Below are 11,300 nucleotides of genomic sequence, written 5' to 3'. Positions count from 1 at the left end.
CGTCGATCCGGACGGGCATGCTGAGCGGGCGCGGAAACGGCGTCTGGAACGCAGCGTGCAGTTGGTGCACCAGGACGATGCGATGAGCACCCTGATCGCCGATCTGCCTGCCGAGACCGCCACGGCGATCTACGCACGCGTGGACCGGATCGCGAAGACCCTGCGCGGTGGTGGCGAAACCCGCACCCTGGAACAGTTACGCGCCGACGTGTTCGCCGAACTCTGCCTCGGCCACCGCACCGCCGAGACACGTACCGAAGTGTTCGTCCACGTCGCCGCGACCACCCTGGCCGGAGCCGACGACCATCCCGCCGAGCTGCCCGGTCACGGGCCGGTACCGGCCTGGCTGGCCCGCCACCTCGCCACCCGCCCGGATTCGGTGCTACGCAAGGTCGTCACCGACCCGGTCACCGGAACCGTGCTCGACCTCGGACGTACCCGCTACCGGCCACCCGCCGCACTGGCCGAGTTGACGAAGGTGCGTGACCGGGAATGCCGCATGCCCGGCTGCCACCGACCCTCACACGCATCCGACATCGACCACACAGACGACTGGGCACGAGGGGGCAGTACCAGCGCCGACAACCTGACCGGGCTCTGCCGGCGACACCACCGCCTCAAAGACCTCCCCGGCTGGCACTTCAGACAGGACGACACCGGCACCCTGCACGTCAGGACCCCCACCGGAACACACCACCGCAGCCGACCGGAACCCCTCCACGCGGCGGCAGATGCCGACGCGCCGTTCTGACGACTCAGCGCCGTCCCCACATGCCATCACCGAGCAGGCCTCAACCATAGAAGCCGACCGAGCGCTGCCCCGTCTCGCCGCCGGACCCCGACCGTCACCCGAGAGTCACGTCAGACGGTCGCAGCACAGCACCGAGACGACGGGTGGCCGTCCGAACGCAAAACCACCGGCCCTCCGGTCACCGCTCAGGACAAACAGGACTCCACGATGTCCGCGGCCGCAGGTGGCCCGCCCGCCGCGGCGATCTCCCGTCGCATCGCGTCCAACCGGTCACCGATGGCCGGATCAGCGGTGACGGTGCACAGTGCCTCGCGCAACGCCGGCACCGACACCTCCTCCTTCGGCAAGTGCACACCCAGCCCGAGATCGGCGATCCGCGCGGCGTTCAGCGGCTGATCCACCGCCTGCGGAACAGCGATCAACGGAACTCCGTAGTACAAGCCCTCCATCGTGCTGCCCATCCCGGCATGGGTGACGAACGCCGAAGCGTGCTCCAACACCGCACGCTGCGGAACCCACTCGTGCACCTCGACATTGGACGGCAGCACACCGAGCTCCGCCGGATCGAAGAACCGTCCGATCGACATCACCACCTGCCAGTCCAGTCCACCGAACGCCTCCGCCGCCAACCGATAGAAACCCGGCTGGTTGTTGTACGCCGATCCGAGTGACACCAGCAACACCGGCCGACCCCCAGCCGGCGCCCACGCCCCATCCCCCTCGCGCGCCGCAATGCCCGGGCCGACGAAGGTGTAATTGTCGCCGACCCGGTCCCCATGCAACTGGAACGACCTCGTCAACGCCACCAAGCACCGCCACGGACGAGCCCGCACATCCATCGCCGTCAACCCAACATCCTGTGCGGCAACGAAATCCTCGAACTCACGCTCGAACGCAGCCAGCTCCGCCGACTCCTCCACCGCCAACGGCGAATCCGCCGCGTCATAACCCTCGTACGCCACGTGCGTCGGCGACAACTGGATCGCCCGCACACCCCACCGAGCCGCCAGCACCGGCGCCGGAAATCCGCCGATGTCATACACCACCACATCGGGCCGGTCATCTTCGTACGCTGCCTCGATCTGCGGCAGGGTCGCCACGAACTCGTCGAAGAACAACCGCATGCCCGCCACCGGATCGGTGGGCCACACGTCATCCGGGGCGTCGATCCCCGGGAACGTCGACTCGTACAGCACCGGCCGCGCACCCGCGGACGCCACCAGCGGCGCGAAATCAGCGTTGATCGCGAACGTCACCCGGTGGCCCCGGCCCACCAGCTCCCGCACCAACGCCAGACTCGGGTTCACGTGCCCATGCGCGGGCGCCGCCATGAACGCGACATGCGCGCTCTCACCATCACGAACGCGACGAGAATTCTCTGCCATGGTCTTCTCCAGATCTGCCGGCGACAATCACGCGGCGACACCGGCGTGCGGACACCAGGCGCCGAACCGCGGAAACGGACTCACGGTGCACGGCGGCAGGCACCTCCCGGGCAACGCCACGGAAGGTACCCGTCCACCGCACGATCAGAGATAGAAGACCAGGAATGCGCTCATGGACGGCAATCTAACAATCCGGCAGCACCCACGTCACCAGGTTTACCGCCCACCCGTCACGCCCTCGTCAGCGACGCGATGCACTCCACGTGATGAGTCATCGGGAACGCGTCGAACGCCCGCAGCTCGGCAAGGTGGTAGCCGTGCCCGGCGAAGGTCGCCAGATCGCGGGCGAGCGCGGCGGGATCACAGGCCACGTACACGATCCGATCCGGAGAACCCTCCACAATGGACTCGACCACGGCCTTGCCCGCACCCTTGCGGGGCGGATCCAGCACCACGACGTCCGGGTTCTCCCGCACATCACGCAGCACCTGCTCGACGCGCCCGTCGCGCCAGCGCACCTGCGGCAGATCCGCCAGCGCGGCCTTGCCGTCGGCGACCGCCCGGTGCCCGGACTCCACCGCGAGCACGCGGCCCTCCGGGCCGGCCTGCTCCGCCAGTACGGCGGCGAACAGTCCCACCCCGGCATAGAGGTCCCAGGCGACACCACCGCGGGGAACGGCCGCCCAGTCGGCCACCACCGCGGCGAAAGCCCCGGCGGCAGCGGGATGCACCTGCCAGAAGCCGTGCGCGTCCAGGCGCCAGTCCCGGCCCGCCGCGTGCTCGATGGCGATGCCGCCCCGGAGCTGCCTGCTCTTCTCCCGCCCGCGCACCGTCGTCAGCTCCCGCAGATGCGAGCGGCCGGCACCGTCCAGTGTGGTCTCCATCTCGCCGCCGGGACGCCAGCGCCGGTCCACCACGCCGTCGAGCGCACCCGGCACCGAGATCGGGCATTCCACCACCGGAACGACGGTGTGGCTGCGATGCGCGCGGAAACCCGGACGACCATCACGGCCCGCGACCATCCGCACCCTGCTGCGCCAGCCCAGCGGCCCGCCGGGCAGTGCCTCCACCTCCACCTTGCGTTCCAGCCCCGCCAGGCGCAGCAACTGCTCCTCGACCACCTGGCCCTTGAGCGACCGCTGCGTCGGCGGGTCGGCGTGCTGCCAGTCGCAACCCCCGCACAAACCCGGCCCGGCGACCGCGCACGAGGGCTCCACCCGTCCCGGGGCGGCGCGCAGCACCGTCACCGCGTCCGCCCGGCAGAAGCCGCCACCCTTGTCCTCCGACACCGTGGCGAGCACCCGCTCCCCCGGCAGCGCATGCCGGACGAACACCACCCGTCCGTCCACTCTGGACACACAGTGGCCGCCGTGCGCGACGGATCCGACATCGAGCTCGATCGTCCGACCGAGCCAATTCTCCTTGCCCTGCGGGGCGTTCACTTCTGCACGTCCTTCGTCTCGCCGTTCTCGCCGGTACCCGTCCGGCCCGGGGGTGCCCCACCGGAAGCTTTCTCGTCCGGAGCCGCGGAGACCCGCAGCCCCCGCCGGACGTCGCCGGCCACCGGACGCGCCCGGTCGGACCGGCCGGAGGCCTTCGCCGAGGACTCGAGCTGCCACGGCACGCTGGTCACCATGACCCCCAGCTGGAAGAGCAACCTGCCCTTGAGCCGCAACGCGCTCTGGTTGTGCAGCACCTGCTCCCACCAGTGGCCCACCACGTACTCCGGGATGAAGACCGTCACCACGTTGCGCGGGTTGTCCCCGCGCATCCGCTTCACATAGTCCAGCACAGGCTTGGTGATCTCCCGATACGGGGACTCCACGACCTTCAGCGGCACCCGGAAATCACGATCGTTCCACTCGGACACCAGCTTCTTGGTGTCGGTGTCGTCGACGTTGACGGTGACCGCCTCCAGTACGTCCGGCCGCGTCGCCTTCGCGTAGGCCAGCGCTCGCAAGGTCGGCAGGTGCAAGGTCGACACCAGCACGATCGCGTGGTTGCGCGACGGCAGCACGGCCGGCTTCCGCTCGGTGTCGGCGAGCTCGGCGGACACCCGGTCGTAGTGCGCGCGGATCGCCGTCATCAGCAGATAGATCGCCACCATCGCCGCGATCGCGATCCAGGCCCCCTTGGTGAACTTGGTGATCAGCACCATCACCAGCACCGAGGCCGTCATCGTCAGGCCGAAAGCGTGGATCGCCTGGGTACGCCGAATACGGCCCACCTCCGCCGGCTCGACACCGCGGGCCAGCACCCGCTTCCAATGCCGGAGCATGCCCGTCTGACTCAGCGTGAACGAGACGAACACACCGACGGTGTAGAGCGGGATGAGCCGGGTGACCTCGGCGTCGAACGCCAGCACCAGCACCACAGCGAACGCCGCGAGGAACACGATGCCGTTGGAGAACGCGAGCCGGTCACCCCGGGTGTGCAACTGACGCGGCAGATACCGGTCCTGCGCCAGTATCGAACCCAGCACCGGAAACCCGTTGAACGCGGTGTTCGCGGCCAGCACCAGGATCAGCGCGGTGACAACGGCGACGAAGAGGAACCCCGCGGTGAAGTCGGAGAACACCGTGTGGGCGAGCTGGATGACCAGAGTGTCCTGGACGTACCCGGGCGGTGCCCCCCGCAGCTGCTCTCCGGGGACCTCCGCCAGCACGACACCGGTCTGCCTGGCGAGCACGATCATGCCCATGAACATCGTGACGGCCAGAACGCCGAGCAGCAGCAAGGTCGTCGCCGCGTTGCGCGACTTCGGCTTCCGGAACGCGGGCACCCCGTTGCTGATCGCCTCGACACCGGTCAGCGCCGCACAGCCCTGGGTGAACGCACGCAGCACCAGGAACACCATGGCGAAGCCGGTCAGTGGATCCGGTTCGGTGACCAGTTCCAGACCGGCACTCTCCGCGCGCAGGTCCTCCCCCGCCACGAAGATCCGGTAGAAACCCCACAGCAGCATGCTCAGCACGCCGATCATGAAGGCGTAGGTGGGAATCGCGAAGGCGGTCGCCGACTCGCGCAGGCCGCGCAGGTTGATCGCCGTCAGCAGGACGATCGCGCCCACCGCGAACAACGCCTTGTGCTGGGCGACGAACGGGATCAACGCGCCGATGTTCGCCGCGGCGGCCGAGATCGACACCGCGACGGTCAGCACATAGTCGACCAGCAGTGCGCTGCCCACGGTGAGGCCGGCACGCTTGCCGAGGTTGACGGTGGCGACCTCGTAGTCGCCGCCGCCGCTCGGGTAGGCGTGCACGGTCTGCCGGTAACTGGCGATCACCGCGAGCATCACCACGACCACCGCCAGCCCCACCCACGGCGACATGGTGAACGCCGCCACCCCGGCGATGCTGAGCGTCAGGAAGATCTCCTCCGGCGCGTAAGCCACGCTGGACAGGGCGTCGGAGGCGAACACCGGCAGGGCGACACGCTTGGGCAGCAGGGTGTGCGCGAGCCGGTCGCTGCGAAACGGCCGCCCCAGGATCAGCCTCTTCGCCGCGGTGGTGAACTTGGACACGGCGCGAGCGTAACCGCGGAACCGAATCGGGCACCGGTTGCCCGGGGCCGGATGACGAGCCCGTCACCCTGGCCGTGACCACCGATCCCCGGCCCGGGAGATCACCGCCGTTGGTACGGCGACACGGGCACCGCCGTACGGGTAGGTTCTGCGCTGGCGAGGCACGGAGATCCCGGGAGAATCCGGCGAGCAGGAGGAGGCACAGGCGTGCACGTGGTGATCATGGGATGCGGCCGGGTCGGCGCGTCCCTGGCCGCGGCCCTGGAACGTCTCGGCCACGAGGTCGCGGTGATCGACAAGAACCTCGACGCGTTCCGCAGGCTGGGCAGCGAGTTCCACGGCCAGCAGGTGGTCGGTGTCGGATTCGACCGCAAAGTCCTGATCGAGGCGGGAATCGAACGCGCCGGCGCGTTCGCCGCCGTCTCCAGCGGCGACAACTCCAACATCATCTCCGCGCGCGTGGCCCGCGAGACCTTCGGCACCGAGCACGTCGTCGCCCGGATCTACGACCACAAGCGCGCGGCCGTCTACGAGCGCCTGGGGATCCCCACGGTCGCCACCGTCCCCTGGACCACCGACCGGTTCCTGCGCACGCTGCTGCCCGACGGGGTCGCCACCTCCTGGCGAGACCCGACGGGCACCGTCGCCCTGCTACAGCTCCCGATGCACGAGGACTGGGTGGGCCGCCGGGTACGCGACCTGGAGGAGTCCTCGGGCTGCCGCATCGCCTTCATCATGCGTTTCGGCACCGGGGTACTGCCGGAGGCCAAAACCCTGCTGCAGGCCGACGATCTCGTGTACGCGGCCGCGCACTCCGGCACGATCACCGACGTCACCAGCGTGTCCGCGCGGGCGCCGGAGGAGGAGAACTGATGCGGGTCGCGATCGCCGGAGCGGGCGCGGTGGGCCGGTCCATCGCCGCCGAACTCGTCGAAGCCGGGCACACCGTCATGCTGATCGAACGAGAGGCGCACCAGTTCATGCCCGAGACGGTCGAGCAGGCCGACTGGGTACTCGGTGACGCCTGTGAGGTGTCCACACTCGAGGAGTCCGGGATCGAGCTCTGCGACGTCGTCATCGCCGCCACCGGTGACGACAAGGCGAACCTGGTGGTCTCGCTGCTGGCGAAGACGGAGTTCGCCGTACGGCGCGTCGTCGCGAGGGTGAACAATCCGGCCAACGAGTGGCTGTTCACCGACGCCTGGGGGGTGGACGTCGCCGTCTCGACCCCGCGGATGCTCGCCGCCATGGTGGAGGAGGCGGTGAGCGTCGGCGACCTGGTGCGGCTGATGACGTTCCGTCAGGGGCAGGCGAACCTGGTGGAGATCACGCTGCCCGAGGAGACCCCGCTGGCCGGGCGCGCGGTCCGGGACATCGTCCTGCCCCGCGACTCGGCACTGGTCACCATCCTGCGTGGGGACCGGGTGATCGTCCCGCAGCCCGAGGATCCGCTGGAGTCCGGGGACGAGTTGCTGTTCGTCACCCAGTCCGATCTGGAACCGGAGATCCGCGCGGCCCTCGGCTACTAGGTGAACCCGGCCGCTCAGGCCTGGGACGCCGGGGGCTGCCCCGCGTACTTGGCCCGCAGCCGCGCCTCGATCTCGGCGTCGTCGGGTTCGGGCTCACGGTCGGCCTCCAGCGCCTTGAGCCGCTTGTCCGACTTGCGCACCGCCCACACGACGACGAGCAGCGCCAGCCCGTACAACGGGAAACCCATGGCGATCTTCGCGAACGCCAGCCAGCCGGTGTAGTCCTCCTCGTACAGCCAGCGCTGCACCACGAACCTGGCGGCGAACACCGCCGCCAGCGCCAGCGTCGCGATGTCGAACGCCTGCCGGGACTTCTTGTCCCTGCGCCACGCCTGGCCGGTGCCATTGAGCACGTTCCAGATCACCCCGGCCAGCGGCCAGCGCGCGACCACCGAGACGATCAGCACGCTGCCGTAGATGACGCTCGCCCAGATACCGAAGAGGAAGAAGCCTTTCGCCTCACCGGTGCGGAACGCGATGAACGCGGCGATGGCGACGCCGAAGAAGCCGGAGATGGCCGGCTGCAGCGGCTCCTTGCGCACCACCCTGGCCACGGTGATCGCGACCGCACTGGCGAGGGCGCTCCAGATACCGACGGTGAGGCCGAAGATCGCGTTGGCGATCACGAAGACGATCACCGGCACCGAGGAGTAGATCAGGCCGGACACACCGCCCATCTGCTCGAGCAGCGTCGGCTGGGGCTCCTTCCCGGCCGGCTCGGTCCCGGCGGGCTTGCCGTCGGCGGGCTGCTGTTCGGTGCGTTCGGGCTCAGTCACGATGCGGAATCAACTCACGGGGCTCGGCGGACAGATCCGGACTGCTGAGTCCGGCTGTTGTGTGGCTCAGGCGGGCGTCTGCAGCTCGTAGTACGGGTTGTAGAGCACCTTCTGACCATCACGTTCGGCCATCCGGCCACGTGCCTTGATCGTCCGGCCGGGTTCGATCCCGGGAATCCGGCGGCGCCCCAGCCAGACTAACGTCACGCCGTCCGTACCGTCGAACAGCTCGGCCTGCAGGGTGGCCACCTCGTTGTTCGGGCAGAGTTCCACGCTGCGGAGCCTGCCCAGGACGGTGACCTCCTCGCCCGAGCGGCAGTCGCAGGCACGCTGCGCTCCACCGGCCTCGGACTTCTGGGAGAGATCGTCCGCGTCGAGTTCCTCGACGTCACTGGTCAGCTTGCGAACCAACCGGCTGAAGTAGCCGCCGTCCTTGGCGGGCATATGCGGTGCTCCTGTGCTTCGGGGCCGCCCCCGACGAACGGCCCGTGCGGTGTTCAGCGTAGCTCTATCACGGCGCGCCGAACCCGAATGCGCCAGGATCTTCTGACGTGACCTCCGTGATGCCCGCCTCCCCCGTCGTGCTGCTGCCTGGAACCGGATCGGACGAGGTGTTCGTGCGCTCGGTCTTCGCCGGGCCGCTGGCGTCGGTCGGCCTCACCCCGCACACCCCGACTCCCCCCGTCGGGGACGCTCTGGCCTGCGGATACCTCGCGGTTCTCGACCGGGCAGCGGAGGATGCGGGGATGCCGATCGTGGTCGGCGGAATCTCCTTCGGGGCGCATCTCGCCGCGGAGTGGGCCACGCGCAACCCGGCCGCCTGCGCGGGTCTGCTGCTGGCGATGCCCGCCTGGAACGGGCCCCCCGGGGACGCCCCGGCGTCTCACGCCGCCCGGCACTGCGCCGAACTGGTCGACCGGCACGGCCTGGACGCCGCGCTGGCCCGCTGCACCGAGGGCGTGCCGGGCTGGCTGGCGACCGAACTGGACCGGGCCTGGCGCCGTCACGGTGCGGGACTCGCCGCCGGGCTGCGCGCGGCGGGCCGGCATCCCGGGCCGGACCTGGACGCGCTCGCAACGCTCCCGGCGCCGACCGGAATCGCGACCTGTGTGGACGACCCCGTGCATCCGGCCGACGTCGCGTGGCGGTGGGCGGCGGCGCTACCGCGCGCCAGCGTCGTCGAGACGACGCTGTCCACACTCGGCGCGGACCGGGAGTCTCTCGGCCGGGCCACCGTGCTCGCCTGGCTGCGCGCCCGTTCCGGGGTGGCCGGGATCCGCTGACCGGCCCGGCCACCACGGGCCCACCACCATCGGGCCCACCACCATCGGGCCCACCACCATCGGGCCCACCACCATCGGGCCCACCACCATCGGGCCCACCACCATCGGGCCCACCACCATCGGGCCCACCACCATCGGGCCCACCACCATCGGGCTCAGCACGATCGGGCTCAGCACGATCGGGCTCAGCCCTGCTGCTGGGCCTGGCGCTGCTCGGCGATGTGCTCGGCCACGGCCTCCGGCAAGGTGATCGACAACGGGGTGCGCACCGGCATCGGCGACTCCCCGCGCACGACGATGGTGTGCCGGATGATGCCGCGGAGCACCTCCGGGGCCGCGGCGGCCTGCGACTGCGGGCCGGCGATGACTCCGCGCAGCATCCAGCGCGGGCCGTCGACGCCGACGAACCGCAGCGCCACCTCGCCGACGATCGCGGAAAGCTCCAGCCCCCAGGGACCCTCGCCGGAGTTCACCTGCGCCCCGTCCGAGCGCAACTGGTCGGCCAGTTCCCCGCCGACGTCCTTCCACAGCCCGCCGGACTTCGGCGCCGCGTACGCGCTGATCGTCACCTGGCCCTGCTGGGTGACGACGTGCACCGCGCGCACGCCACCGCTCTCCTGGTCCATCTCGACCTGTACCTGCGAGCCGTCCGGCACCGGCACCCGCACCGAGCCGAGGTCGATGCGCGGGATCTCGTCCTCGAACGCGTCCGCCAGATCGAAGGGCCCCTCGGTGGCGGACCGCTCCCCGCCGTCGTCCACGCCGACGTCCGCGCCATCCACGTCGTCGTCGAACTCCTCGCGCTCCGGTGCCGAATGCCGGCCCGGCGGCTTGTCCGCCCCGCGCTTACGTCCGAAAATCCCCACTACTGCTCCGTTCCTTCCCCGATACCTGCTGCCGCCGCGCCCAGTGCCGCGTGCCCGCCAGTGGAACCGTAGCCGCCCGCTCCCCGTTCGGAAGTCTGGAGTTCGGCCACCTCGACGAAAACGGCGTGCTCGACCCGTTGCACCACGAGCTGCGCGATCCGGTCCCCCCGGGCGAGGACCAGCGGCTGCCGTGGATCGTGGTTGATCAGGCAGACGCGGATCTCGCCCCGGTAACCGGAATCGATGGTGCCGGGCGTGTTGACCACCGACAGGCCCGCACGCGCGGCGAGCCCGGACCGGGGGTGCACGAATCCCGCGTACCCCTCGGGCAGTGCGATGGCGACACCGGTACCCACCACCGCCCGTTCCCCCGGTTCGAGGGACACGCCGGAGGTGGTGACGAGATCGGCTCCGGCGTCGCCGGGACGGGCGTAGCCGGGCAGCGGGACGCCGGGGTCGATTCGGGTGAGCAGGACCTGCACGCTGGACACGGGCGGCGAGACTACCCTGGTGGTCGTGGGCGACAAGGCAGACGCGGCCGAAGCACGGCCGGACAGTGAGGCAGAACCGGGCGAAACCGGGGCGGCCGGGACGATCCGGCACAGCGAGCGGCTGTACGTGACGTGGTGGGCGTGGCCGCTGCCCCTGCTCGGCGCGGCCCTGCTGGCCGCCGAGATCCACATGGGCTACCCCGGCGTCCGCGGCTGGCTGCCGTACGTCCTGCTGCTCGGGCTGACGGTCCTGTTGCTGATCGCACTCGGCCGGGCACGGGTACGGGTCACCGGCGACGGCGCGGAGGAGAACGGGGGCGGCGAACTCTGGGTGGGCGACGCGCACCTGCCGCTGCGTTACGTGGGTGCGGTCGAGATCGTGCCGCGTGAACAGAAGCGCAAGGCGCTCGGGCCGCACCTCGATCCGGCGGCGTTCGTCGTCCACCGCGGCTGGGTGGGCCCGCTCGTGCGCGTACACCTGACCGATCCGGCCGACCCGACCCCGTACTGGCTGTTCAGCACCCGGCGGCCGGAGCGGCTGGCCGGCGTGCTCGGTGAACACCGCCCCGGGTGAACGCGGGCCCCGGCGCGGGCCTGCCCGGCAGACGACGCGGGGTGGCCGGGTCGAGACCCGTCCACCCCGTTCGCACACTCGCGAGATCCCCGCGAACCGCCTGCCGTCCTGGCGAAGCGCTT

Annotated in this window: 12 protein-coding genes; 5 read left to right on the top strand and 7 right to left on the bottom strand. The window is 70.4% G+C overall.

The annotated features are described in order from the left end of the window. Window positions 1–751 (top strand): HNH endonuclease signature motif containing protein (locus CFN78_RS05760; protein WP_133116287.1); only part of this gene is annotated, 751 nt, incomplete at its 5' end. Between the two features lie 185 nt (window positions 752–936). Here CFN78_RS05760 and CFN78_RS05755 read toward each other — a convergent pair. The 3 genes from CFN78_RS05755 to CFN78_RS05745 form a co-directional block, all read right to left on the bottom strand. Continuing rightward, entirely contained in the window at window positions 937–2,136 is a 1,200-nt protein-coding gene (locus CFN78_RS05755; RefSeq protein ID WP_094861507.1) for a macrolide family glycosyltransferase, read from the bottom strand. Between the two features lie 230 nt (window positions 2,137–2,366). Then, the gene (locus CFN78_RS05750) at window positions 2,367–3,578 is read right to left on the bottom strand and encodes a class I SAM-dependent RNA methyltransferase (protein ID WP_094861506.1); all 1,212 of its coding nucleotides are present in this window, start codon (window positions 3,576–3,578) and stop codon (window positions 2,367–2,369) included. Further along, on the bottom strand, window positions 3,575–5,659 hold the full coding sequence (locus CFN78_RS05745) for an APC family permease (RefSeq protein WP_094861505.1): 2,085 nt from the start codon (window positions 5,657–5,659) through the stop codon (window positions 3,575–3,577). The genes CFN78_RS05750 and CFN78_RS05745 overlap by 4 nt, the downstream gene beginning before the upstream one ends. 84 nt (window positions 5,660–5,743) lie before the next feature. On the opposite strand from CFN78_RS05745, the gene CFN78_RS05740 reads away from it, so the two are divergent. Together CFN78_RS05740 and CFN78_RS05735 are read left to right on the top strand one after the other, a co-directional pair. Next, complete coding sequence (locus CFN78_RS05740; RefSeq protein WP_276307323.1) at window positions 5,744–6,532, top strand: potassium channel family protein; 789 nt, start codon at window positions 5,744–5,746, stop codon at window positions 6,530–6,532. Next, complete coding sequence (locus tag CFN78_RS05735; RefSeq protein ID WP_094861503.1) at window positions 6,532–7,188, top strand: potassium channel family protein; 657 nt, start codon at window positions 6,532–6,534, stop codon at window positions 7,186–7,188. The genes CFN78_RS05740 and CFN78_RS05735 overlap by 1 nt, the downstream gene beginning before the upstream one ends. A gap of 14 nt (window positions 7,189–7,202) precedes the next feature. On the opposite strand, the gene CFN78_RS05730 is transcribed toward CFN78_RS05735, so the two are convergent. Both CFN78_RS05730 and CFN78_RS05725 read right to left on the bottom strand, forming a co-directional pair. Then, a complete protein-coding gene (locus CFN78_RS05730; RefSeq protein ID WP_094861570.1) occupies window positions 7,203–7,865 on the bottom strand; it encodes a DUF3159 domain-containing protein in 663 nt (220 codons plus the stop codon). Window positions 7,866–8,030: 165 nt separating this feature from the next. Beyond that, window positions 8,031–8,408 (bottom strand): OB-fold nucleic acid binding domain-containing protein, encoded by a 378-nt coding sequence (locus tag CFN78_RS05725; protein WP_094861502.1) that lies wholly within the window; start codon window positions 8,406–8,408, stop codon window positions 8,031–8,033. Between the two features lie 107 nt (window positions 8,409–8,515). Between CFN78_RS05725 and CFN78_RS05720 the strand changes: the two genes are divergently transcribed. Continuing rightward, entirely contained in the window at window positions 8,516–9,247 is a 732-nt protein-coding gene (locus tag CFN78_RS05720) for an alpha/beta fold hydrolase (protein WP_240519278.1), read from the top strand. 185 nt (window positions 9,248–9,432) lie between these two features. Here the strand turns inward: CFN78_RS05720 and CFN78_RS05715 are convergent, their stop codons facing one another. Then, window positions 9,433–10,113 (bottom strand): DUF3710 domain-containing protein, encoded by a 681-nt coding sequence (locus CFN78_RS05715; RefSeq protein ID WP_094861501.1) that lies wholly within the window; start codon window positions 10,111–10,113, stop codon window positions 9,433–9,435. After that, entirely contained in the window at window positions 10,113–10,604 is a 492-nt protein-coding gene (dut, locus tag CFN78_RS05710) for a dUTP diphosphatase (RefSeq protein ID WP_094861500.1), read from the bottom strand. The genes CFN78_RS05715 and dut overlap by 1 nt, the downstream gene beginning before the upstream one ends. A gap of 25 nt (window positions 10,605–10,629) precedes the next feature. On the opposite strand from dut, the gene CFN78_RS05705 reads away from it, so the two are divergent. Next, window positions 10,630–11,178 (top strand): DUF3093 domain-containing protein, encoded by a 549-nt coding sequence (locus CFN78_RS05705; RefSeq protein ID WP_094861568.1) that lies wholly within the window; start codon window positions 10,630–10,632, stop codon window positions 11,176–11,178. Window positions 11,179–11,300 lie beyond the last annotated feature (122 nt).

The sequence above is a fragment of the Amycolatopsis antarctica genome, from assembly GCF_002262875.1.
Taxonomy (GTDB): domain Bacteria; phylum Actinomycetota; class Actinomycetes; order Mycobacteriales; family Pseudonocardiaceae; genus Amycolatopsis; species Amycolatopsis antarctica.
This window is presented reverse-complemented; position numbering and strand designations above follow the sequence as displayed.

Excerpts from the sequence above, each read along its gene's own strand:
- CFN78_RS05725 (WP_094861502.1), bottom strand. The coding sequence starts at position 8,408 with ATGCCCGCCAAGGACGGCGGCTACTTCAGCCGGTTGGTTCGCAAGCTG.
- CFN78_RS05730 (WP_094861570.1), bottom strand. The coding sequence starts at position 7,865 with ATGGGCGGTGTGTCCGGCCTGATCTACTCCTCGGTGCCGGTGATCGTC.
- CFN78_RS05735 (WP_094861503.1), top strand. The coding sequence starts at position 6,532 with ATGCGGGTCGCGATCGCCGGAGCGGGCGCGGTGGGCCGGTCCATCGCC.
- CFN78_RS05755 (WP_094861507.1), bottom strand. The coding sequence starts at position 2,136 with ATGGCAGAGAATTCTCGTCGCGTTCGTGATGGTGAGAGCGCGCATGTC.